We start from the raw sequence: 23665 nt of genomic DNA on the forward strand, positions 1-23665 counted from the left end.
TCTCAGTTGTGCGGATACGTCGTGGTGAGTACCTCGTCGATTCGGTTCACCGTACGTTCGGAAAAGAACGAGGGGCAAAGACGTAAAGTCAGCAGGTGGTATAGGGAGTTCCTATGGCGCCTGCGGCGGCTGAGTGTTCTCCGCCTCAGGGGCCTCGCATGAAGGTGATCTGTCCGGGTACGCCCCTCCGGGAATAATCGTTCGCCCGACGCGCGGTGCCCGTCCTACAGTGATGAACGTCCAGGTGCGAAGGCAGGACCTACTTCCACTCATAATGGGGCGGCCGCGGGTTCGAGTCCCGTCACCGGCACAACGCGCCGGTGTAGCTCAGGGGTTAGAGCACCTACGTCGGTTCCGCCGGCCTTGAACTCTGGACACGACAACTTCATGCACCTCCCGGTGCGATGGCAGCGGCTACTTCTCTTCCAAAGAATCCAGGCCGCCGCCGACTTGATCTCGGGAGGCGCAGCAAATGGTGTGTGCCCGGTGCGAAGGCAGCGGATACTTCGGGGACTTGGTGGGAAACCGTGCGGGTTCGAATCCCGTCATCGCTTCGGGCGATGTGGCGGAATGGAAGACGCGCCAAGTGATAAGACCGCCGCCGCTCTTACCTCGGGCACGCTCCATTTGCTGTGCTTCCCTCCGGAACACCACTGAATTCGGGGGAATTCATCATGGCGCGATTCAACACCAAGGCGGCAAAGGCCCAGGGCACTTCGCGGGTCACCTCGACCGGACGCGTACTGCGCACCTACGAGGGCGGCCGCGGCCGTGAGCGCGACGCGCGTTCCGAGCTCTTCCTGCTGGCCATCGCCAACCTCGTCTCGCAGAACACCTTCTACGAGACCGGCGACGCCCGGGACGACCGGTTCGCCGCGCTCGTCCGTGAGCTGGCCGTCAGCGACCCGTCGTGGACGGCGAGCATGCTGGCCTGGCTGCGCGGCGAGGGCAACATGCGGACCGCCTCCATCGTCGGCGCCGCCGAGTACGTCAAGGCGCGCCTCGACGCGGGCGCCACGGACGGACCTGCCAACCGGCAGGTCGTCGCCTCCGTGCTGCGGCGCCCGGACGAGCCCGGCGAGCTGCTCGCGTACTGGACCGCGCTGTACGGCCGCAACATCCCCAAGCCCGTGAAGCGCGGCATCGCCGACGCCGTACGCCGGCTCTACAGCGGCAAGTCGCTGCTGAAGTACGACACGGCGTCCAAGGGCTACCGCTTCGGCGACATCCTCAACCTCGTGCACGCGGCACCCGACCCGGACAAGCCGTGGCAGGGCGAGCTGTTCCAGTACGCGCTGGACCGGCGGCACAACCCGGACACCGCGGTCGTGCCCAGGTCGCTGCCCGTTCTGGCGGCCCACCGTGACCTGATGGCACTGCGGCCCGCCAAGCGGCGCAAGGTGGTGACCGGTGCGCACGGCGCGCAGCGTCTCGCCGACGCGGGCATCACCTGGGAGGCGCTGGCCGGGTGGCTGCAGGGCCCGATGGACAAGGCGGCCTGGGAGGCCGTTATCCCGTCCATGGGTGCGATGGCGCTGGTGCGGAACCTGCGTAACTTCGACGAGGCCGGGGTTTCGGACGAGGTTGCCGCCCAGGTGGCCGCCCGTATTAGTGACCCCGTGGAGGTCGTGCGTTCGCGGCAGTTTCCGTTCCGGTACCTCGCCGCCTACCAGCACGCGCCTTCGCTGCGCTGGGCGTACCCGCTGGAGCAGGCGCTCGGTCACTCGCTGGCCAATGTGCCGGCGCTCGGTGGCAGGACGCTCGTGCTCGTCGACCGGTCCGGGTCGATGTTCTACTCGCGGCTTTCCGACCGCTCGGAGCTCAACCGGGCCGACGCGGCGGCGATCTTCGGTACGGCGCTCGCGCTGCGGGCGGCGGACGCGGATCTCGTCGAGTTCGGGACGAGCAGCAAGCGGGTGAAGTTCCGTGGTGGCGAGTCGGTGCTGAAGGTGCTGGAGCGTTTTGGCGACCTCGGCGGGACTGATACGACCGAGGCGGTGCGCAAGCACTACAAGCGGCATGATCGTGTGCTGATCGTCACGGACGAGCAGGCCACGTACAGCCACTACGGCGACCCGACCGAGCAGGTTCCGGCGCATGTGCCGGTCTACACCTGGAACCTTGCGGGGTACCGGGCTGGGCACGGGCCGTCCGGGGCGGGGAACCGGCATGTCTTCGGGGGGCTGTCGGACGCTGCTTTTCGGATGGTTCCGCTGCTTGAGGGGGCTCGGGACGCGGAGTGGCCTTGGGCCTGTTGATGGAGCCCTGTTCTGTGTGAGTGCGGCCCGTACTTCGGTGCGGGTCGCACTCTTGTGTGGGGGTCGGGCTGACATCTAACATTTCAGTTTGTGGAAGCGATACGGCCCGTGCCACGGACCCTGCTCAGGGACCGTGCGTACGAGGCGATACGGGACGCCATCGTGGCCGGCGACATCGCGCCGGGCGCCGTCGTGCGGGACGCCGAGCTGGCCGAGCGGCTCGGGCTTTCGCGGGCGCCCGTACGGGATGCCTTCTCACGGCTCGTCGACGAAGGCCTGCTGGAGTCCAAGCCGCAGAGCTACACGCGGGTGACTCCTGTGGTGGCCGCCGATGTGCGGGACGCCGCGGCCGTCGTCGGCGCCATGCACGAGCTGGTCACTCGGGCGGCGCTGCCACGGCTTCGCGCCGACCACATTGGTGCCATGCGCGAGGCCAACACGTGTTTTGCCGCGGCCGTGCGCGACGGTGACGTGTCCGCCGCGCTGCGTGCCGACGACGAGCTGCACGACGTGCTGGTCCGGGTGAGCGGGAATCGTGCCGCCGCCGCCACCGTCGCCCGCTACACCCCGCTCATCCGGCGCCTGGAGCGGCGCCGGTTCGGCGAGGGCGGCAACTGCCGTTCGGCCGGCCTGCACGACGAGCTGATCGACGCCTGTGCCGTCGGCGATGTGGACGAGGCCGTCCGTGTCACGGCGGAGATCTGGCGTGGCCTCGAAGACCTGGCCGATCTCGATACCTGATCCGTGGAGGACTCATGTCTCTGGCTTCGTACGAGCGTTATCCGCTGTTGTTCGGGCCGTCGCCCGTTCATCCGCTGGAGCGGCTGACCGAGCATCTTGGTGGGGCCTCGTTGTGGGCCAAGCGGGAGGATTGCAACTCCGGGGTTGCTTATGGGGGGAACAAGACTCGCAAGCTGGAGTATCTGGTTGCTGACGCGCTTGCGCAGGGGTGCGACACGCTTGTCTCGATCGGGGGCGTGCAGTCCAATCACACTCGGCAGGTTGCGGCCTGTGCCGCGCGGGCTGGTCTCAAGTGTGTGCTTGTTCAGGAGAGTTGGGTGGAGTGGCCCGACTCCGTGTACGACAAGGTCGGCAATATTTTGATCAGCCGGCTGGCGGGGGCCGATGTGCGGCTTGTGCGGGCCGGGTTCGGGATCGGGTTCAAGGAAAGCTGGGAGTTGGCTCTGCGGGAGGTTGAGGAGGGAGGTGGGAAGCCGTATGCCATTCCTGCCGGGGCCTCCGATCATCCTCTTGGTGGGCTCGGGTTTGCCGGGTGGGCTTATGAAGTTGTCGAGCAGGAAAGGGAGTTGGGGGTTTTCTTCGACACCGTGGTGGTTTGCTCGGTGACCGGGTCCACTCAGGCGGGGATGGTTGCCGGGTTCCGTGCGCTGGAGGAGGCGGGCGGGCGGGCGCGGCGGGTGCTTGGCGTGGATGCGTCGGCGGATCCTGCTCGGACTCGGGAGCAGGTTGCGCGGATCGCTCATCGCACCGGGCAACTCATTGGGGTCGAGGCTGAGTTGACCGAGGATGACGTTGAGTTGGACGAGCGGTATCACGCGGGTACCTATGGGATTCCTGACGAGGCCACGTTGGACGCGATGCGGCTTGCTGCTCGGATGGAGGGGATGGTCACCGATCCCGTGTACGAGGGGAAGTCGATGGCCGGGATGGTTGATCTGGTGGCTCGGGGGGAGATCGGGCAGGGCTCGACTGTGCTGTACGCCCATCTTGGCGGGCAGCCTGCGTTGAATGCCTACAGCGCGTTGTTCTGAGGTTTGCCCGCTCGCGCCTGGGGTGTGGGGGCGGGGCCGTGCCGGTATGTCACGTTCGCGACTGCTGGGCGTACTGCCCTAGGTTTCATGGTGGGCGTTTCCAGCGGGAGCTGTACGTCGCGAACGTTGACATACCGGCACGGCCCCGCCCCGCGTGCGTTGGCGGCTGCGGGGAGTTCGGGGGTGTTGGCGCGACGCGGTGAACACCGCCGAGACCACGCTGTCCCGGCTGGGGGTGAGCTGATATGGCCACAGTCGCAGACCCGGCGGAGGCCGGCGCCCCCGCGGATGATGGCGGAGGGCGGGCGGAAGGCCGCCGTTCTCGCGCCACTGCCCCGGGTGGGCGGCGGCGTCATGGGCCGCCCCTCCTTGCCATCTCGCCGTTCTGTGTGCTGTTCGCCGTCTTCGGCGCCTTCCCGGTGGTTTTTTCGCTGTACCTGTCCTTCCAGGACTGGGACGGCATCGGTGACATGCGATTCGTCGGCCTCAAGCAGTACGGCTGGCTGCTAGAGGACTCGGTGTTCTGGCACTCGGTGCTCAACACCTTCGAGATCTGGTTCCTGTCCACGGTGCCGATGCTGTTCCTGGCCCTGGTGCTCGCGTTCCTGCTGCACTCGCAGGTCCGGTTCACCGGCGCGTACCGGGTGGCGTACTTCATCCCCAACGTCACCTCGATGGTCGCCATGACCGTCGTCTTCGGTTCGGTCTTCGCCCAGACGGGCCTCGCCAACTCGGCGCTGAAGGTGGTCGGGATGGACGGCGTCGGCTGGCTGTCCTCCGAGTGGGGCATCAAGGTGTCCCTCTCCGTCATGATCATCTGGCGGTGGGTCGGCTACAACGCCCTGATCTTCCTGGCGGGCCTCCAGGCCATTCCCACCGAGCACTTCGAGGCCGCCCGCGTGGACGGCGCCAACAGCTGGCAGACCCTTTTCCGGGTCGTGCTGCCGCAACTGCGGCCGGTGGTTCTCTTCGCCGCCGTCACGTCCACCATCAACGGCCTGCAGATCTTCACCGAGTCCCAGGTGCTGTTCCAGTCGACCGATGTCGGAACCATCGGCGGACCGGGCCAGGAAGGTATGACCATCGTGCTCTATCTGTGGCAGAAGGCCTTCAAGGACCACCAGTTCGGCTACGGCGCCGCGATGGGCTGGCTCCTCTTCGCCATCATCGCGGTCTTCACCCTCATCAACTGGCGGCTGGTCTCCGGCTCCGACCGCGAGGGCCGCGCCGGGATCCGGTCACTGCTGCGACGCAAGGGGGCCGCCCGTAATGGCCGTTGACGAGAGGGAGCGGACCACCGGTAGTGCGGGGCTCGCCATCGGCTCCGGCAGTCGGCTCACCCGGGTCTGTGTCCGGGGCGTGCTGCTGCTCGGTGTGCTGATCTCGCTGTTCCCCTTCTACTGGCTGGTGGTGATGGCCTCCGGCACTACCGAGGACATCTACAGCTATCCGCCCAAGCTGGTACCGGGGCCGCATCTCCTGGACAACATGGGGCGGGTGCTCGACACCGTCGACTTCTTCGGCTCGCTGTTCAACACCGTCGTCGTCGCCGTGGTCGGGACCGCGCTGGTGCTGTTCTTCGACTCGCTGGCCGCGTTCGCCTTCGCCAAGTACGAGTTCCCGGGCAAGAGGTTCCTGTTCGGTGCGTTGCTGGCCACGTACATGATTCCCGCGCAGCTCTCGCTGGTGCCGCAGTTCGTCACCATGGCGGAGTTCGGCTGGGCCGGCTCCCTGACAGCGCTGATCATTCCCGGTGCGGCCAACGCCTTCGGTATCTTCTGGATGCGCCAGTACGCGCAGAACTCGCTGCCCGACGAACTGCTGGACGCCGGGCGGATCGACGGCGCCGGTTTCTTCCGGCTCTACTGGCAGGTCGCGATGCCGTTGTTCCGGCCCGCGCTGGCGTTCCTCGGCATCTTCACCTTCATCAGCATCTGGAACGACTACATCTGGCCGCTGGTCGTCATGATCGACCCCGACAGGGTCACCCTTCAGGTCGCCCTGGCGAACCTCAACGTCCTCTACAACACCGACTACTCCCTGGTGATGGCCGGTGCGTTGATGAGCGTCGTTCCGCTGATCGTGGTGTTTCTGATCGGGGCACGGCACTTTCTCAGGGACCTTGCCGCGGGGGCCACGAAGATGTGACCTGGCCACGGGAGGTGTGGCCCGGCCACGAACGTGCGGGGCGCCCCCAGTGGGGGCGCCCCGCACGTTCGTGGTGAGGTGCGTCGGTGGGCTACAGCGCCTGGGCCGACGGCTTCACCATGCCGCGGACCGTGCGGGACTTGACGAAGTTGCCGAGGGCCGTCATCTCCCACTCGCCGGAGAACTGCTTGATGAGCTTGGCCATCATCACGCCGGTCTGCGGCTCCGCGGTCGTGAGGTCGAAGCGGACCAGCTCCTCGCCCGTGGAGGCGTCGAGGAGGCGGCAGTAGGCCTTGGCGACCTCGGTGAACTTCTGGCCGGAGAAGGAGTTCACCGTGAAGACGAGGCCCGTGACCTCCTGGGGGAGGCGGCCCAGGTCCACGACGATCACCTCGTCGTCACCGCCGCCCTCGCCCGTGAGGTTGTCGCCGGAGTGCTTGATCGCGCCGTTCACGATCGAGAGCTTGCCGAAGTAGCAGCTGTCGATGTGGTTGCGCTGCGGGCCGTAGGCGATCACGGAGGCGTCGAGGTCGATGTCCTTGCCCCGGTACGCCGGCTCCCAGCCGAGGCCCATCTTCACCTGGGAGAGGAACGGGCGGCCGCCCTTGACCAGGGACACCGTCTGGTTCTTCTGGAGGCTTACGCGGCCCTTGTCGAGGTTGATCTTCCCGGCGCCCGGGGCCGGGACGGCGGGTGCCGCCTGGGGCGCGGGCGGTGCCGTCGGGGTGGTGACGGGCGGGGCCGGGGGTGTCACCGGGGTCTGGACCGTGGGGGTCGGCGGGGCCACCGGGGGCGCGGCCTGGGCCGGGGCCGGCTCCTCCACCGTCACACCGAAGTCCGTGGCGATGCCCGCCAGGCCGTTCGAGTACCCCTGGCCGACCGCTCGGGCCTTCCATGCGCCGTTGCGCAGGTAGACCTCGACGATCACCAGGGCCGTCTCCGTGCCGAGCTGCGGCGGGGTGAAGGAGGCCAGTACGGAGTTGTCGTCGGCGTTGCGGATCGTCGCCGTGGGCTCGACGCCCTGGAAGGTCTGGCCCGCGGCGTCCGGGCTCGCGGTGACGACGATCTTCTCGATGCCCGGGGGCACGGCCGTCGTGTCGACCGTGATCGAGTCGGGGCTGGTGCCGCCGCCGGAGCGGTACGTCACGCCCTGGCCGGTCGGCTGGTTGTAGAAGATGAAGTCGTCGTCGGAGCGCACCTTGCCGTCGGCGGTGAGCAGCAGGCCCGATACGTCGAGCCGCACCGGGGCGGCGACGTCCACCGTCACGCGGGTGACGGGGAGAGGGATGTTCGAGCCGGGGGTCATAGCTGTCATGCCCCGTGAACGACCGGGCCCGCTTTACCGTTCCCTTACCTGACCGCCAATTGGGTCACTGCGGCTTTGTGCTGGTCAGGAGTGGTCGGTGGCCGTCAGTGGCGGTTTCTGGGGTGGTTGCGGGCCGTTCGTTCGTTGCCGCGCTTGTAGTTGCCCGTCCAGCGGGCCATGACCAGTTGGGGGTCACCGGATTCCACCTCCGCGAGGAATTGGGTGGCCCTGGGGCCGCGGAGGGTTGTGGCGGGGCGGGTGCCGTGTGTGATCGTCACGGTGTCGTCCGGGTGGTGGGCGTAGGCGAAGCCGTTTGGGCGGGGCATGGGGGGATGGTAGGTCGGCGGGGTGGGGCCGACCCAGGGGTTTTTCGCCCCCGCCGCCCCTACCCTCCCCCACTCTCGGCTTCGCTCGAGCGGGGGGACCCCCATCGTCCCTTACTCAGGGGCTCCGTCCCCGAACCCCCAAAGACTGCGCAGTTCCCCGCGCCCCTAAAAACCTAAGGGGCGCGGGGAACTGCGCGACCAGCCACAGCCGGGCCCGCACCCAAAAACACACCCCACGGGGTCTGGGGCGGAGCCCCAGGGGACGGGAATGGGTAGGGGCGGCGGGGGCGAAATCCCTTTACGGGACCACCACGATCTTTCGGCCCACGCCCGAGGCGAACTGGTCCAGGGCCTGCGGGTACTGGTCAAGCGGCAGGCGGTCGCTGATGAAGATGTCCGGGTCGAGGACACCCGTGGCGAAGAGCTCCGCCGCGCGCTCGAAGCTGTGGAGGACGGCCATGGAGCCGGTGATGGTGATCTCCTGGTTGTAGATGCGGTACGGGTCGATCGTGACCCGGGTCGAGTAGTCCGCCACGCCGAACTGAAGGAACGTGCCGGCCTTCGCCACCCGCTCAAGACCGTCCTGGATCGCCGCCGCGTTGCCGGTGGCGTCCACGACCAGGTCCCACCCCTGGGGCCGGTCCAGTTCGTCGGCCCCGGTGGCCGTCGCCGAGACGCCGAGCCGCGCGGCCGTCTCGAGCCGCTGCGGGTTGATGTCGACCACGTCGACGCTCGCCGCACCCGTCCGCTTCGCGAGTTCCAGCATCATCAGGCCCATGGTTCCGGAGCCGTAGATGAGGACGTGGGCGCCCAGTCGGGAGTTCAGCACGTCGTAGCCGCGGACCGCGCAGGAGAGGGGCTCGACCAGGGCCGCGTCCTGGGTGCGGATGTGCTCGGGGAGCTTGACGCAGTTCGCCACGGGGGCGACGGCGTACTGGGCCGCGCCGCCTGCCGTGGTGACTCCGATGGCCGCCCAGCGCTCGCAGAGGTTGTTGTGGCCCGTACGGCAGAACCGGCACTCGTAGCAGTAGAGGGAGGGGTCCACGGCCACCTGGTCGCCGAGTGAGAGTTCGGTGACCTGGGTGCCCACCCCGACCACCTCGCCCGCGAACTCGTGGCCGGGCACGATCGGGAGCTTGGGGGCGAACTCGCCCTGGAGGATGTGCAGGTCGGTGCCGCACAGGCCGCAGGCGGCGACCTCGACGACGACCTCGCGGGCGCCCGGCGTCGGGTCCGGGACCTCGGCCACGACGGCACGGCCCACGGACTCGATGACTGCGGCCTTCATTTCACGGCTCCCAACGACAGGCCCTGGACCAGTTTGTCCTGGGCGGCGAACCCCGCGGCGAGCACCGGCAGGGAGATGACGAGCGACGCGGCGCACACCTTCGCCAGGAACAGGCCCTGGCTGGTGATGAAGCCGGTGAGGAAGACAGGGGCGGTCTCCGCCACCACGCCCGTGAGGACCCGGGCGAACAGCAGCTCGTTCCAGCTGAAGATGAAGCAGATCAGGGCTGTGGCCGCGATGCCCGGCAGGGCGATGGGGGCCACGACCCGGGCGAGGATCGTGGGCAGTTTCGCGCCGTCTATCTGTGCCGCCTCGATGATCGCCACCGGGACCTCGGAGAGGAACGACTGCATCATCCACACCGCGATCGGCAGGTTCATCGAGGTGTAGAGGATGACCAGGAGCCAGATGTTGTCCAGCATTCCGGTGTTCTTGGCGAAGAGGTAGATGGGCAGGAGGCCCGCCACCACCGGGAGCATCTTCGTGGAGAGGAAGAAGAACAGGACGTCCGTCCACTTCTTCACCGGGCGGATGGAGAGTGCGTAGGCAGCGGGGAGGGCCAGGAGGAGGACGAGGAGCGTTGATACAAGCGATGCCACCGTCGAGTTGATCAGTGACGGCCAGGGGCTCGCGCCGCCGCCCGCGCCGAAGAACTCGCGGTAGCCGTCGAGGGTGAGCGCGGCCCCGAAGGACGGCGGGTTGGTCGCCGCGTCCTCCTCGGAGTGGAAGGACGTCAGGGCCATCCAGGCGATGGGCAGGAAGAAGACGATCCCGGCCAGCCAGGCGACCAGGCCGAGGCCCCTTCCCCTGGGACGGCGGGGGCCGGGGTGGCCGGACTCGGCACTACGGGGACGTACACGGATCGCGGTGGCGCTCATGCGCGGCCCACCTCCTCGCGGAACAGGGACGAGACCACGCGCAGCGCGAAGGTCGCGATGATGATCGAGCCGATGACGACGAGGACGCCGGCCGCGGAGGCGAGGCCGTTCTCGTGGGCCTGGTAGAAGCTCTGGTAGACGGTGTAGGGCAGGTTCGCGGTGCCCAGGCCGCCGGACGTGATGGTGAAGACCGCGTCGAAGTTCTGGACGATGTAGATCGAGCCCAGCAGGGCGCCCAGTTCGAGATAGCGGCGCAGGTGGGGGAGGGTCAGGTAACGGAACACCTGCCAGTCGCTCGCGCCGTCCACCTTCGCGGCCTCGATCTGCTGGTGGTCGCGGCTCTGCAGGCCCGCCAGCAGGATCAGCATCATGAACGGCGTCCACTGCCAGACGAGGGACATCTCGACGGCGAGCAGCGGGGTGTTGGAGATCCAGTCCGGCTGTGGTCCGCCCACATAGTGCAACAAACCATTGAGCAGGCCGTATTCAGGGTTGTAGAGCACATGCTTCCAGAGCAGGGCCGCCGCTACGGGGACCACCAGGAAGGGCGCGATCAGGAGCGTACGGACCACACCGCGGCCCCGGAACTTCCGGTCCAGGAGGAGGGCGAGGCCCAGGCCCAGGATCAGGCTGGCCAGGACGACGGTGACCGTCAGCAGGATGGTCGTCCAGACCGACTTGCGCAGGGCCGCGTCGGTGAGGACCTCGGTGTAGTTGCCGAAGCCGGTGAAGCTCCGGGCGTCCGGGTAGAGGGAGTTCCAGTCGAAGAAGGAGATCACCAGCGTGGCCACGAAGGGGAGCTGGGTCACGGCGATCATGAAGATCAGGGCGGGGAGGAGCGGGGCCCGGGTCGCCCAGGCGCGCATGCGGCCCGAGGGACGCTTCTCGGTGCGTACGGATGGTGCGGCTATGGGAGCCGTTGTTGTGGCGGTCATCGTCCCTCGTACTCCTCGGCGATCTCCTCGGCCAGCTTCTGGGACTTGTTCAGGGCCGACTCGACGGACTGGCGTCCGGCGATGGCCGCGCTGATCTCCTGCGAGACCTTGGTGCCGAGATCGGTGAACTCGGGGATGCCGACGAACTGGATGCCGGGCGCGGGCCGCGGCTGTACGCCGGGGTCGGTGGGCCGGGCGCCCTCGATGGCCTCCTTGGTCATCTCCTGGAAGGCACCGGCCTCCTTGCGGTAGTCGGCGTTGGTGTACGTGGAGGCACGCTTGCCTGCCGGGACGTTGGACCAGCCGATCTCGTCGCCGACCAGCTGCTCGTACTCCTTGCTGGACGCCCAGGAGACGAACTTCCAGGCCTTGTCGGGGTTCCGGGACGCGTCCTGGATGCCCCACGCCCAGGTGTAGAGCCAGCCGGAGGACTCGGTCTTCTCGACGGGCGCCGGCACGTAGCCGATCTTGCCCTTGACCGGGGACTTGGCGGACTCCAGGGAACCGGCCGCGGATGTGGCGTCGTACCACATGGCGACCTTGCCCTGGGTCATGTTGTTGAGGCACTCGGCGAATCCGGCCTGGGGTGCGCCTGCCTCGCCGTGGTCGCGGACGAGGTCCACGTAGAACTTCACCGCCCGTTCCCACTCGGGGGAGTCGAGCCGCGCCTTCCAGCTCTTGTCGAACCAGGTGCCGCCGAAGGTGTTCACGACCGTGGTGAGCGGGGCCATGACCTCGCCCCAGCCGGGCAGGCCGCGCAGACAGATGCCCTTCATGCCCGACTCGGCGCCGTCGGCCTTGGCCGCGAGGTCGGCCACCTGGGTCCACGTCGGGCGCTCGGGCATGGTGAGGCCCTTCGCCTCGAACACGTCCTTGCGGTACATCAGGAAGGACGACTCGCCGTAGAAGGGCTGCCCGTAGAGCTTGCCGTCGTCCGCGGTGAGGGACTGGCGCATGGGCTTGAGGACGTCCTGCTCGTCGTACACCAGGTCCTTCGCGACGTACGAGTCCATCTCGTGCAGCCAGTCGTTCTTGGCGTAGATCGGTATCTCGTAGTTGGACAGGGTGGCGACGTCGTACTGGCCTGCCTGGTTGGCGAAGTCCTGGCTGATCTTGTCGCGGACGTCGTTCTCCGGCAGCACGGTGAAGTTCACCTTGATGCCGGTCTCCTTGGTGAAGTGGGCGGCGGTGAGCTTCTGCAGCTCCACCATCTGCGGGTTGTTGACCATGAGGACGTTGATGGAGTTGCCACCGGAGCCCGCTCCGCCCGCTCCGGCCCAGCAACCGGAGAGCAGCGGGGCGAGCAGCGTCCCTGCGGCGGCCGCGACGAGCGTCGCGCGCGGCCTCCGTCGGCTCTGGGTTCGCATGGATCGCTCCTGGATTTTTCGGTACATATGGGATGACGCGGGGAGTGTGGTGCCTCTGTAGTGGGTCAGTTGGTTTTTCGAACTCGTTGGGGACTGGGGTGCGGTCTCTGTTTCAGACCCGGATGACCTGAGGGCCCTGCATCGAGTAGCGGTGGGCCTCGGACGTGGGGAGGAGGGTGCTGGTGACGATCGCCTCCAGCGCGCTGATCTCCGCGAACCGGCAGAAGCTGACAGCGCCGAACTTGGTGTGCACCCCCGCGAACACCGTGCGCCGGGCGGCCCGGATGGCCTGTGACTTGACCTCGCTGACGGCCGGGTCGGGGGTGGTGAGGCCGTGTTCGCGCGAGATGCCGTTGGCTCCGATGAACGCCAGGTCGATGACGAACCCGGCGAGCATCTTCGTCGTCCAGTGATCGACGGTCGCGAGGGTGCCGGGCCTGACCCGGCCGCCGAGCAGCAGCACCGTCGTGTTGTCGGCCTCGGCGAGCGCTCCCGCGGTGGCCAGGGACGCGGTGACCACGGTCAGCGGCCGGTCCCGGGGCAGCGATTCGGCGATGAGCTGCGGGGTGAACCCCTCGTCGACGAAGACCGTCTCGGCGTCCCCGAGCAGCTCGGCCGCGGCGGCCGCGATCCGGCGCTTCTCGGGCACATGGCTGGTCGCGCGGAAGGCGAGCGTCGTCTCGAAGCCGGCGCTCTCCACCGGATAGGCGCCGCCGTGCGTGCGGCGGACCAGTCCGTGGTCCTCCAGGGCGCGCAGATCCCGTCGTACGGTCTCCTTGGCGACGCCCAGCTCGGCGGCGAGCTCGTTCACGTCGACGGCGCCGGTGCGGCGGGCGCTCTTCACGATCTCCCGCTGACGTTCTTCCGCGCTCATGCCCGACACCCGCTCTCCGTGCTCACTGCCCGTTCGGGCCCGGTGGGGCCCATGGGGGAAGTTCTACAGCGGGTGCGCGCCACTGACCAGGTCTGTTGCGGGCCCGATGGCGCCCGTATGTGACCGTAACGAGCGACGGCTGCCCGTGCCGGACCTGCGGTGCAGCGGAATTCGGGCAGCGGGCATGCCCGAAGGGCGGGACGGGCGGGCCCGTTCGGTGCCCGCTCGCCCCGTGAGGCGGTCCTTGCGCGGTGGCCGGATGTGTCGGCGGTGGCCTGTGCGGCCGAACGGGATCCCCGGCCCGGACGCGAGGGTCAGTACGGCCAGACCGGCGGGTTGGTCACGAAGTGGCCGCCCAGACGGGTGTGGTCCGGGTTGCCCGGGTCCAGCTCGCCCTGCTCGGCGATCAGCTTCTCGGCGTACTGCTCGGAGTCGTCCTGCGGCTCGTAGCCGAGCCCCCGGGCGGTGGTCAGGTCCCACCACAGGCGGGTGTTCGCGGAGGAGCCGTAGACGACGGTGTGCTCGACGTCCTCGGCGGTCAGGGCCGCGTGGAAGAGGCGGGCGCCGTCGCCGGGGCTCATCCAGACCGACAGCATGCGCACGCTGGTCGGCTCCATGAAGCAGGAGCCGATCCGCACGGAGACGGTCTCCAGGCCGTGCTTGTCCCAGTAGAACTGAGCCAGGTCCTCGCCGAACGACTTCGACAGTCCGTAGAAGGTGTCCGGGCGGCGCGGGGTGTCGATGGGGATGAGCGTCTTCGGGGCGTGGGGCGCCTCGCCCCCGGGGTGCGGGGTGTAGCCGACCGCGTGGTTGGAGGAGGCGAAGACGATGCGCCGGACGCCCTCCTCGCGCGCCGCCTCGTACAGGTTGTACGTGCCCTCGATGTTCGCCTTCAGGATCTTCTCGAAGGTGGACTCCAGGGATATGCCCGCGAGGTGGATGATCGCGTCCACGCCCCGCACGGCCTCGCGCAGGGCCTCCTTGTCGCCGAGGTCCGCGGTGACCGCGCCTGGCTCGCCGTCGATCGGGAGCAGATCGAGGAGTCGCAGCTCGTAGCCGTAGGCGGGCAGCAGTCCTCGCATCAGGGTGCCGAGACCGCCGGCGGCGCCGGTGAGCAGAACGGTGCGGGGAGCGGGCATCCTCGGGTCTCCTTGAATCGGCAGCCGTCATCGTGTACGGCATTCACATCCGTGGACACGCTAGGGATCGTCGACGGGCCGCGTCAAGTGTCGCGCGGAGTGGTGAGATCCGCTCCCCTTCCGTGCTCTTTCTGCTCCCTTGTTGCCCCCGCAATGCATGTTGGCCCGCTTGACCGCCCCCAAGAGGGCGCCTTAGCGTGGAAGCGTTCAGGGATATGGACATGGATCAGAAACGTGCACGAGCCGGCGTGTGCGTGCATGCTCATGCTCTAGGGAGAGCCCGTGACGTCAGCCCCCCTTGCCGCTCGACTCAGTATCCCGAGCGGGCCGCTGTTCTTCCCCGTCACCGCGTACGACCGCGACGGAGCCGTCGACCTGGACGTCTACCGCGAGCACGTCCGGCGGGGCGTCGAGGCCGGGGCCGCCGCCGTCTTCGCCTGCTGCGGGACCGGGGAGTTCCACGCGCTCACGCCCGAGGAGTTCCAGGAGTGCGTACGGGCGGCCGTCGAGGAGACGGCGGGCCGCGTCCCCGTCGTCGCGGGCGCCGGGTACGGCACCGCGCTCGCCGTGCGGTACGCGCGGCTCGCCGAGGAGGCGGGCGCGGACGGGCTGCTCGCCATGCCGCCCTATCTCGTCGTCGCCGGGCAGGAGGGGCTGCTGCGGCACTACACGGAACTGGCCGCCGCAACCTCGCTCGACGTCATCGTGTACCAGCGGGACAACGCCGTGTTCACGCCCGAGACCGTCGTCTCGCTGGCCCGCGCCGAGGGGATCATCGGCTTCAAGGACGGGCTCGGCGACCTCGACCTGATGCAGCGCATCGTGAGCGCCGTGCGGTCCGAGTACCCGGGCGACTTCCTCTACTTCAACGGGCTGCCGACCGCCGAGCTCACCGGCCTCGCCTACCGCGGCATCGGCATCACGCTGTACTCCTCCGCCATCTTCTGCTTCGCACCCGAGATCGCCCTCGCCTTCCACCGGGCCCTGGGCTCCGGCGACGACGCCATCGTGAACCGGCTCCTCGACGGCTTCTACCGGCCTCTCGTCGAACTGCGCGCACAGGGCCGCGGGTACGCTGTCTCGCTGGTCAAGGCGGGCGTACGGCTGCGGGGGCTCGACGTGGGCGAGGTGCGGCCGCCGCTGCACGAGCCGTCCGAGGACCACGTCAAGCAGCTCGCCCAGCTGATCGAGCGGGGCTACGCGCTTCTGGAGGAGGACAAGTGAAGGCGTCGACCTTCGTCTATCCGTGGGACGTCAACGGCGACCCCGACGCGGCGGCACGCATCGCCGGGCTCGGCGTGCGCCAGGCGACCCTCGCCTCCGCGTACCACTCCACGCGCGCCCTGACCCCCCGCCACCCCCGGCACCGCATCGTCACCGCGCTGCACGCCTCCGTGCTCTACCCGACGGACGCCACTCGGTGGCAGGGCCGCAGGCTCCGGCCGTACGCCGCCGGGGACTGGGCGCCCGGGGACGCGTACGGGGAGGCCGCGTCGGCTCTCGCGGGGGCGGGGCTCGACGTGCACACCTGGGTGGTGCTCGCGCACAACTCCCGTATGGGCGTGGAGTTTCCGGACACCTCGGTGGTCAACGCCCATGGGGACCGCTATTCGTGGGCTCCCTGCGTCGCGCAGCCCGACACGCGCGCGTACCTCGTCGATCTGGCCGTCGAGGCGGCGATCCGTCCCGGCGCCTCGGGTACGGAGCTGGAGTCCCTCGGCTGGTACGGGCTCCCGCATCTGCACGCCCACGACAAGACGGCGGGCGTGGCGCTCGGGGACGCCGGCACGTACCTGATGTCGCTGTGCTTCTGCCCCTCCTGCGCGGAAGGCTATACGCAACTGGGGCTCGACCCCGGCGAGTTGGCGGCCTCGGTCCGGCGCGCCCTGGAGCCCGTGTGGCGGGGCGAGGCTCCCGTCGAGGGCTGGGAGGACGTCGAGAAACTGCTCGGCGCCGAGCTCGCGACGGCCACGCGCGCGTGGCGTGACTCGGTCGCCCGGTCCCTCCAGGCGGAGGCCGTCCTCGCCGTACGCGCGGCCGCGCCCGAGGGGTTCCAGATCCTGCTGCACGCGGACCCGGTCTCCTACCGCGTCGGTGCGAACGTCGGTGTGGACCCCGGGCACATCCTGTCGGTCGCCGACGGAGTGGTCGTGCCGTGCGCCGCCGGGCCCGAGCCGCTGATTCCCTTCGCCGAGCAGGGAGTTGACGGCGCCGTGCTGGCGGCCAACTTCACCGTGGTCAGCGGGATGGGCGGCCGTCCCGCGACGCTCGTCGAGGATGTGACACGAGCCGTCGAGCTGGGAGCCACCGAAGTGCGGCTGTATCACGCGGGGTTGGCGTCCGACGCGGACCTGTCGCTCGTCACGGAGGCGCTTGCGCGGCTGGGGGCGCGGTAGTCAATCTGCGGGTCCGGTGGGGGCTGGGCGCGCAGTTCCCCGCGCCCCTATCGGGGCGCGGTCCCGCAGCATGGGCGCGACCGTCACGAGTCGCGTGATCCCGAACCCCGCCAACAGCACCCGGTGATCCACGAGTTCGACCAAACCCGCGCCCAGCGCCAGGCCCACCGCCGTCGGGGCGAACAGCAGGGTGTTGGCGGTCGCCGTCGTACGGCCCAGCAGGGCGTCCGGCGTCTCGCGCTGGACTGCGGTGAGTGCCGCGATCAGTACGCAGGGGAGTCCGACGCCGACCGCCGCGGCCGAGGCGAGGACCACCGCGTCGTAGGGGAGCGCGCGGGCCGTCACGGCAACGGCGGTGAGCGCGATGCCGTATCCGGCGAACCGGCGTTCGCCCAGGCGGCGCAGGAGCGGGCCCGCGGCCAGCCCGACCGCCACCGAGCCGACGCCCTGGGCGACGTACAGGACACCCACGTACGCGGGGGAGTGGCCGAGGCCCTCCGCCACCGCGTAGATCGTCGCGCCGTTGAGGCCGGAGAAGAGCATGGTCGTGCCGCCCGCGAGGACGAGCGGGCGCAGGGCCGGGTGGCCCCACAAGTAGCGGGCGCCTTCGGCCGTTTGGGCGCGCCAGCCGGTCGTGGCGGGGGCCGTGAGCGGCTTCGGCTCGTGGACGCGCAGGAGCGTGTAGAGGCCCGCGGCCAGGGCGAAGGTGACCGCGTCCAGGAGTGCGACGCGGGCGCCCCCGTACGCCGCGTACAGGCCGGCTCCCGCGAGCGGGGCGAGGAGTTTCATGCCCTCGTTGGCCGTCATGCGCAGGCCGTTGAAGTCGCCGAGGAGCTGTTTGTCGACGGCCGTGGCCACCAGGGCCGACTCCGCCGCGTCGTGGACGACGCCGGCCGCTCCGTAGACGAGGAGCACGGTGAAGAGGATCCACAGGGTGCCGGGGGAGTCGACGGCGAACAGGGGCAGCAGGAGTGCGGCCAGGCCCAGGTTCGTCCACACCAGCAGGGGCCGGCGGCGGGTGCGGTCCGCGAGGGTGCCCAGGGCCGGGCCGATCAGCGTGGGCGCCCAGAGGGCGAAGACGCAGAGGGCTGCCAGGCCGTCCGAGCCGGTCAGGTCCTTCACCCAGATCCCGGACACCAGCCACATCGCCGACGAGCCGAACCCGGAGACCACGACTCCGCCGAGGTACAGACCCGCGTTGCGGTCTCGCAGGACACGGGTCACCGCCCATGTCTGTGTCCATGTCGTCATGCCTGGTCATCGTGGGGCTAAGGCTCCGGGCCGGGCATCGGGCAGGTGCCTTAGCGGGGACGCCGCCGGAGTGGCAGCGGGGCCGTCGGGATGAGGCCTCGCCGGGAGCCCGCCGTGCTTCAGCAGGGCTCCCCCCTGGCTCCCCCTGGCTCAGACGGTGAGGACGATCTTGCCCCGGGGGTGCCCCTTCTCCAGGTGGCGGATGGCGTCGGCGGCCTCGGCGAGTGGGTAGGTGCGGTCGATGGCCGGGCTGATCCTGTCCTGCTCGGCGAGTTCCTTGAGGGTCAGCAGGTCCTCGCGGCGCGCGATGGAGATGAGGTTGCGGAGGTTCTGGCCGATGAAGGGCGAGAGCGTGACGGCCCGCAGGCCGCGGCTCATGCCGCCGAAAAAGCTGGTCCCGCCCTCCCCGCCGACGATGACGAGGGTGCCGCGCGGAGTGAGGGCGCGGCGGAGGACGGGCAGGGGGCGAAGTCCCGCGTTGTCGACGATGACGTCGTAGCGGTGCGGACCGTCGGTGATGTCCTCGCGGGTGTAGTCGATGACGTGCGAGGCGCCCTGGGAGCGTACGAAGTCCGCGCCCGTGGGGCCGCAGACGCCGGTGACCTCGGCGCCGTACATCGCGGCGAGCTGGACGGCGTAGCAGCCGACGCCGCCGGAGGCGCCGATGACGAGGACCTTCTGGCCCGGCTGCGGACGGCCCTTGCCGCTGAGGGCCTGGAGGGCGGTCATGCCGGACACGGGGAGGGCCACGGCCTGCTCGAAGGTGAGGTTGGCCGGTTTGAGGGCGATCTTCGCGGCCTTGGCGCGCGCGTACTGGGCGAACGAGCCCTCGCAGTTGCCGAAGACCTCGTCGCCCGGCTTGAACTCGGTCACCTTCGCCCCGACGGCCTCGACCCGTCCGGCGCCGTCCCAGCCGCGTACCGGGTTCTTGGGCTTACGGAGCCCCAGGGCGACACGCGCCACATAGGGCCGGCCCGTCATGAGGTGCCACACCTCGGGGCCGACGCCGGCCGCGCGCACCTCGACGAGCACCTCGTCGTCGCCGGGCACGGGACGGCCGATGTCGCGCAGTTGCAGGAGGTCCGCTGATCCGTAGGCATCCTGAACGATCGCCTTCATGGCGTGGCTCCCCTTCACGGTCCCCGGCACCGGATATCCCGGTGACATCCGGTATCCCGGTGTGCACCGAGCATCTCGACGGCTCGAACGCCTGACCAGACTCCTGAGCACGATCTTGGGAGTGGGAGCGATGAGTTTTCGTACGGCCGACGGTCTACCCCCTGAAGACCCCCTGACGAGAGGAGCCCGGCATGGGCGACGACGGTACGACTCCGAGCACCCTTGACCTGGGGCCGCAGGCCCTGGTCGTGGCTCGCCTCGCGGAGGAGGTGGGCGAGGAGCAGCTCGACGCCGTGACGCCGTGTCCGGAGTACGCGGTGCGCCATCTGCTCGGGCATCTGGCCGGGCTGTCAGCGGCCTTCCGGGACGCCGGGCGCAAGGACCTCGGGGCCACGACGGACACCGCTCCCACCTCCCGGCTGCCGGACGTGACGCCGGGCTGGCGCGCCGAACTGCCCAAGGTGCTCGGCGAGTTGGCCGAGGCGTGGCGCGATCCGGCCGCGTGGGCGGGCGAGACCCGCGCGGGCGGTGTGGACCTGCCCGGCGAGGTCGCGGGTGTCGTCGCCGCCGATGAACTCGTCGTGCACGGCTGGGACCTGGCCCGGGCGACCGGTCAGCCGTACGCCCCCGACGCGGCGGCCCTGAACGCGGCGTACGCGATGCTCGCGCCCTCGGTGGACGATCCGTCGCGGGGGACCATCTTCGGACCGGTCGTGCCCGTGCCGGACGGGGCGCCCCTGCTGGACCGGGTGATCGGATTGAGCGGCCGGGACCCGGGGTGGGCGCCCACCGGCTGACAGGGCATCACCGGCGGGGTGTCTTCGCCGGATTGCAGTGGCACATGGATGTGGCGGTGCTCGTGACGGGGCTGGAGCTTCGTGTACGTCGGGAATGAACCCGCTGTACGCGAAGCTCCAGCTCCGTCGGCGTCACGAGGGCGAACGGGTTCGCCTGTCTTCCGAGGACGTCGGCGCGGCATCGGGCCCCGGCGTCGACTCGGACCCCTTTTGTCAGAAGCCTCGAACTTCTTTTGTCAGAAGCGTTGACGAAACACAGGCGCGCTCCTACTTTCATCGCGTCGTACTTCGTACGTCATATATGAGACGCGATACGTGAGATCAGATACGCGAGCCCCCGATGTCCTGGGGACTCCGTTACCCCGAGAGGCGCGCATGACCTCTGTGCCCACGCCGATCCCCTCCCGCACGCAGTTCGTGCTGGAAGGGATCAAACACCGCATCCTCACCGGGCAGTTGACCCCGGGACAGGCTCTGGTCGAGACCGAGCTCGCCGCACAGTTCGGGGTGTCCAAGACCCCGGTGCGCGAGGCGCTCAAGACCCTGGCCGGCACCGGGCTCGTCGTGATGAACCAGTACAAGGGCGTCACGGTGCGCATGGTGGACGCGGACATGGCGCGCGAGGTGTACGACGTGCGGCTGCTCCTGGAGCCGGAGGCGCTGCGGCGTTCCGTCCAGCGCGGCTCCTCCCTCGACACGGCGCGCGAGGCGCTCGAACGCGCCGACGCCGCCACCGACACCGCCCAACGCTCCCTCGCCAACCGCGAGTTCCACCGCTCCCTCTACGTCCGCTGCGGCAACCCGCTGCTCGGCCGGATGCTCGACGAGGTCCGTGACCAGGCCGCCCTGGTCTCCGCGGTCGCGTGGGCCGCCAACCCGTCCTGGGAGCGGGAGGCAACCGAGCACCGGGAGATCCTGCGGCTCGCCCTCGACGGCGACTCGGACGGCGCGGCGCGCGCCCTGCACTCGCACATCGCCTCGTTCGTGCAACGGGCCTTCCCCGAGGCCCAGGGAAAGGGTGAGCAGGAATGACCGCGACCACGACCGCGTTCGAGGCCGGGCGGGCCGCTCTCGCCGACGTGGTGGCGATCCCCGTGACCCCGTTCGCCGAGGACGGTTCCATCGACCAGGAGGTCCACCGCGTCCTGCTGCGCCGGGTGCTCGACGGCGGCGTACGCATCCTCACGCCCAACGGCAACACCGGTGAGTTCTATGCCCTGAGCCCCGAAGAGCGGCGCACGGTAACGGAGTTGACCATCGAGGAGGCGGGGGGCCGGGCGACGATCCTGGTCGGTGTCGGGCACGATGTGCCGACCGCCGTCGCCTCCGCCCGGCACGCCCGTGAGCTCGGGGCACAGATGGTGATGGTCCATCAGCCCGTCCACCCGTACGTCTCGGAGGGTGGCTGGGTCGACTACCACCGGGCGATCGCAGAAGCGGTCCCCGAGCTGGGCGTCGTCCCGTACATCCGCAACCCGGTGCTCGCCGGCGCCCGGCTCGCCGAACTCGCCGACACCTGCCCGAACGTCATCGGCGTGAAGTACGCCGTGCCGGACGCGGCCCGCTTCGCCGCGTTCGCGCGGGACGCCGGACTCGAACGCTTCGTGTGGGTGGCCGGGCTCGCGGAACCGTACGCGCCCTCGTACTTCTCGGCGGGCGCGACGGGCTTCACGTCCGGACTCGTGAACGTCGCCCCGGCCGTTTCGCTGAACATGATCGAAGCGCTTCGATCCGGTGACTACGCGGGTGCCATGAAGGTCTGGGAGCAGATCCGCCGCTTCGAGGAGCTGCGCGCGGCCAACAACTCCGCCAACAACGTGACGGTCGTGAAGGAGGCCCTGGCCTCGCTCGGCCTGTGCCGCCGCGAGGTCCGCCCGCCGAGCAAGCAGCTCCCCGAGTCCGAACGGGCCGAGGTCGCCGCCATCGCCGCGGGGTGGTCCATATGACCGACGCCAAACCGACGACACCGGGCGCCGGCGGCACCCCGGACGAGGGCCAAGTCCCGGACGCCCCGAGGCAGTTGCGCAGCCATCAGTGGTACGGCACCGAGGGTCTGCGCTCCTTCAGCCACCGCGCCCGCACCCGCCAGCTCGGCTACCTCCCCGAGGAGCACCTCGGCAAGCCGGTCATCGCGATCCTCAACACCTGGTCCGACATCAACCCCTGCCACGTCCACCTCCGCGACCGCGCCCAGGCGGTCAAGCGGGGCGTGTGGCAGGCCGGCGGCTTCCCGCTCGAATTCCCGGTGTCGACGCTGAGCGAGACCTTCCAGAAGCCGACCCCGATGCTCTACCGCAACATGCTCGCGATGGAGACCGAGGAACTGCTGCGGTCGTACCCGGTGGACGGGGCCGTCCTCATGGGCGGCTGCGACAAGTCGACACCCGCGCTGCTCATGGGCGCCGCGTCCGTCGACCTGCCGGCCGTCTTCGTGCCCGCCGGGCCCATGCTGCCGGGCCACTGGCGCAACGAGGTCCTCGGTTCCGGCACCGACATGTGGAAGTACTGGGACGACAAGCGCGCCGGGCTCATCGGCGACTGCGAGATGACCGAGCTGGAGAGCGGCCTCGCGCGCTCGCCCGGTCACTGCATGACCATGGGCACGGCGTCGACGCTGACCGCGGCAGCCGAGGCCCTCGGGGTCACGGTCCCGGGTGCCTCCAGCATCCCCGCCGTCGACTCGGGGCACGACCGGATGGCCGCCGCCTCGGGTCTGCGGATCGTCGAACTCGTCCGCCAGGACCGGAAGTTGTCCGACATCCTCACGGCGGACGCCTTCGAGGACGCGGTGACGACGGTCCTCGGACTCGGCGGCTCCACCAACGCCGTGATCCACCTCATCGCGATGGCCGGGCGCGCCGGAGTCCGGCTCACCCTCGACGACTTCGACCGGATCGCCCGTACGGTGCCGGTCCTGGCGAACGTACGGCCCGGCGGCCGGACGTACCTGATGGAGGACTTCCACTTCGCCGGCGGACTGCCCGGGTTCCTGTCGCGGATCACCGACCTGCTGCATCTCGACCGGCCGACCGTCTCGTACGACAGCCTGCGCGAGCAGCTCGCCTCCGCGCAGGTGCACAACGACGACGTCATCCGCACCCGTCAGAACCCCGTCGCCGCCGAGGGAGGCGTCGCCGTCCTGCGCGGCAATCTCTGCCCCGACGGCGCCGTCATCAAGCACATCGCCGCTGAGCCCCATCTGCTCAAGCACACCGGTCCCGCGGTCGTATTCGACGACTACCGGACCATGCAACGCACCATCAACGACCCGGAGTTGGGCATCACGGCCGACACCGTGCTGGTGCTGCGCAACTCCGGACCCAAGGGCGGCCCGGGCATGCCCGAGTACGGGATGCTGCCGATCCCCGACCACCTGCTTAAGCAGGGTGTACGGGACATGCTGCGGATCTCCGACGCCCGGATGAGCGGCACGAGTTACGGCGCCTGTGTGCTGCACGTGGCGCCCGAGTCGTACATCGGCGGGCCGCTCGCCCTGGTCCGCACCGGCGACACCATCACGCTCGACGTCGAGTCGCGCGCGCTCCAACTCAACGTGGACGACGAGGAGTTGGCGCGGCGCCGGGCGGAGTGGACCGCGCCGCCCGAGCGCTACGAGCGCGGCTACGGCGCGCTCTACAACGAACAGATCACCCAGGCCGACACCGGCTGCGACTTCGAGTTCCTCGCACGGCCGGGCAAGGTGCAGGACCCGTACGCGGGCTGAGGGACCGGCCCACCGGCGCTCTCTTCTGTCCGAGATGTCGAACAGCGCATGCGAAGCGCTTCACCGAGCACTGCCCGGATAGCAAGC

At 69.5% G+C, this 23665-nt stretch carries 21 protein-coding genes and 1 tRNA gene; 12 read left to right on the forward strand and 10 right to left on the reverse strand.

The window, feature by feature from the left end:
* Positions 1-237 precede the first annotated feature (237 nt).
* The 6 genes from QF035_RS39070 to QF035_RS39095 all read left to right on the forward strand — a co-directional run bounded on the left by QF035_RS39070 (position 238) and on the right by QF035_RS39095 (position 6178).
* Positions 238-307: transfer RNA gene (locus QF035_RS39070), tRNA-Met, on the forward strand.
* A gap of 367 nt (positions 308-674) precedes the next feature.
* Complete coding sequence (locus QF035_RS39075; RefSeq protein ID WP_307525818.1) at positions 675-2258, forward strand: TROVE domain-containing protein; 1584 nt, start codon at positions 675-677, stop codon at positions 2256-2258.
* A gap of 90 nt (positions 2259-2348) precedes the next feature.
* On the forward strand, positions 2349-2999 hold the full coding sequence (locus tag QF035_RS39080) for a GntR family transcriptional regulator (RefSeq protein ID WP_307525820.1): 651 nt from the start codon (positions 2349-2351) through the stop codon (positions 2997-2999).
* 14 nt (positions 3000-3013) lie between these two features.
* Positions 3014-4030 carry a 1-aminocyclopropane-1-carboxylate deaminase gene (locus QF035_RS39085; RefSeq protein WP_307525822.1) on the forward strand — a complete coding sequence of 339 codons (1017 nt, stop codon included), beginning with the start codon at positions 3014-3016 and terminating at the stop codon, positions 4028-4030.
* Positions 4031-4275: 245 nt separating this feature from the next.
* Positions 4276-5310 carry a carbohydrate ABC transporter permease gene (locus QF035_RS39090; protein WP_307525824.1) on the forward strand — a complete coding sequence of 345 codons (1035 nt, stop codon included), beginning with the start codon at positions 4276-4278 and terminating at the stop codon, positions 5308-5310.
* The gene (locus tag QF035_RS39095; protein ID WP_307525826.1) at positions 5300-6178 is read left to right on the forward strand and encodes a carbohydrate ABC transporter permease; all 879 of its coding nucleotides are present in this window, start codon (positions 5300-5302) and stop codon (positions 6176-6178) included. The genes QF035_RS39090 and QF035_RS39095 overlap by 11 nt, the downstream gene beginning before the upstream one ends.
* Before the next feature lie 91 nt (positions 6179-6269).
* On the opposite strand, the gene QF035_RS39100 is transcribed toward QF035_RS39095, so the two are convergent.
* The 8 genes from QF035_RS39100 to QF035_RS39135 form a co-directional block, all read right to left on the reverse strand.
* Entirely contained in the window at positions 6270-7484 is a 1215-nt protein-coding gene (locus tag QF035_RS39100) for a TerD family protein (protein WP_307531752.1), read from the reverse strand.
* A 104-nt stretch (positions 7485-7588) separates the two neighbouring features.
* Positions 7589-7810, reverse strand: coding sequence for a hypothetical protein (locus tag QF035_RS39105; RefSeq protein WP_307525828.1), 222 nt, complete (start codon positions 7808-7810; stop codon positions 7589-7591).
* A 298-nt stretch (positions 7811-8108) separates the two neighbouring features.
* Positions 8109-9098 carry a zinc-dependent alcohol dehydrogenase family protein gene (locus tag QF035_RS39110; protein ID WP_307525831.1) on the reverse strand — a complete coding sequence of 330 codons (990 nt, stop codon included), beginning with the start codon at positions 9096-9098 and terminating at the stop codon, positions 8109-8111.
* Positions 9095-9976 (reverse strand): carbohydrate ABC transporter permease, encoded by an 882-nt coding sequence (locus QF035_RS39115; protein WP_307525832.1) that lies wholly within the window; start codon positions 9974-9976, stop codon positions 9095-9097. Before QF035_RS39115 ends, QF035_RS39110 begins: the two co-directional genes overlap by 4 nt.
* Entirely contained in the window at positions 9973-10911 is a 939-nt protein-coding gene (locus tag QF035_RS39120) for a carbohydrate ABC transporter permease (RefSeq protein WP_307525834.1), read from the reverse strand. The genes QF035_RS39115 and QF035_RS39120 overlap by 4 nt, the downstream gene beginning before the upstream one ends.
* A complete protein-coding gene (locus tag QF035_RS39125; protein WP_307525835.1) occupies positions 10908-12278 on the reverse strand; it encodes an ABC transporter substrate-binding protein in 1371 nt (456 codons plus the stop codon). The genes QF035_RS39120 and QF035_RS39125 overlap by 4 nt, the downstream gene beginning before the upstream one ends.
* A 112-nt stretch (positions 12279-12390) precedes the next feature.
* Complete coding sequence (locus QF035_RS39130; protein ID WP_143637268.1) at positions 12391-13161, reverse strand: DeoR/GlpR family DNA-binding transcription regulator; 771 nt, start codon at positions 13159-13161, stop codon at positions 12391-12393.
* 305 nt (positions 13162-13466) lie between these two features.
* Positions 13467-14291 (reverse strand): NAD-dependent epimerase/dehydratase family protein, encoded by an 825-nt coding sequence (locus tag QF035_RS39135; RefSeq protein WP_307525837.1) that lies wholly within the window; start codon positions 14289-14291, stop codon positions 13467-13469.
* A 282-nt stretch (positions 14292-14573) separates the two neighbouring features.
* Between QF035_RS39135 and QF035_RS39140 the strand changes: the two genes are divergently transcribed.
* A complete protein-coding gene (locus QF035_RS39140) occupies positions 14574-15515 on the forward strand; it encodes a 5-dehydro-4-deoxyglucarate dehydratase (protein WP_307525839.1) in 942 nt (313 codons plus the stop codon).
* Positions 15512-16687 (forward strand): hypothetical protein, encoded by a 1176-nt coding sequence (locus QF035_RS39145; RefSeq protein ID WP_307525841.1) that lies wholly within the window; start codon positions 15512-15514, stop codon positions 16685-16687. Before QF035_RS39140 ends, QF035_RS39145 begins: the two co-directional genes overlap by 4 nt.
* Here QF035_RS39145 and QF035_RS39150 read toward each other — a convergent pair whose 3' ends face one another.
* Positions 16688-17938: an MFS transporter gene (locus QF035_RS39150; protein ID WP_307525843.1), complete on the reverse strand. Its 1251-nt coding sequence runs from the start codon at positions 17936-17938 to the stop codon at positions 16688-16690.
* A gap of 150 nt (positions 17939-18088) precedes the next feature.
* On the reverse strand, positions 18089-19057 hold the full coding sequence (locus QF035_RS39155) for an NAD(P)-dependent alcohol dehydrogenase (RefSeq protein ID WP_307525845.1): 969 nt from the start codon (positions 19055-19057) through the stop codon (positions 18089-18091).
* 191 nt (positions 19058-19248) lie between these two features.
* Here QF035_RS39155 and QF035_RS39160 point away from each other — a divergent pair, with 191 nt between their 5' ends.
* The 4 genes from QF035_RS39160 to araD all read left to right on the forward strand — a co-directional run bounded on the left by QF035_RS39160 (position 19249) and on the right by araD (position 23578).
* A complete protein-coding gene (locus tag QF035_RS39160; protein WP_307525847.1) occupies positions 19249-19854 on the forward strand; it encodes a TIGR03086 family metal-binding protein in 606 nt (201 codons plus the stop codon).
* A 375-nt stretch (positions 19855-20229) separates the two neighbouring features.
* Positions 20230-20886: a GntR family transcriptional regulator gene (locus QF035_RS39165; protein ID WP_143637249.1), complete on the forward strand. Its 657-nt coding sequence runs from the start codon at positions 20230-20232 to the stop codon at positions 20884-20886.
* Positions 20883-21800: a dihydrodipicolinate synthase family protein gene (locus tag QF035_RS39170; protein ID WP_307525849.1), complete on the forward strand. Its 918-nt coding sequence runs from the start codon at positions 20883-20885 to the stop codon at positions 21798-21800. The genes QF035_RS39165 and QF035_RS39170 overlap by 4 nt, the downstream gene beginning before the upstream one ends.
* Positions 21797-23578: an L-arabinonate dehydratase gene (gene araD / locus QF035_RS39175; protein ID WP_307525851.1), complete on the forward strand. Its 1782-nt coding sequence runs from the start codon at positions 21797-21799 to the stop codon at positions 23576-23578. The genes QF035_RS39170 and araD overlap by 4 nt, the downstream gene beginning before the upstream one ends.
* The last annotated feature ends 87 nt before the right edge of the window (positions 23579-23665 follow it).

The sequence above is a fragment of the Streptomyces umbrinus genome (genome assembly GCF_030817415.1).
GTDB classification, from domain to species: domain Bacteria; phylum Actinomycetota; class Actinomycetes; order Streptomycetales; family Streptomycetaceae; genus Streptomyces; species Streptomyces umbrinus_A.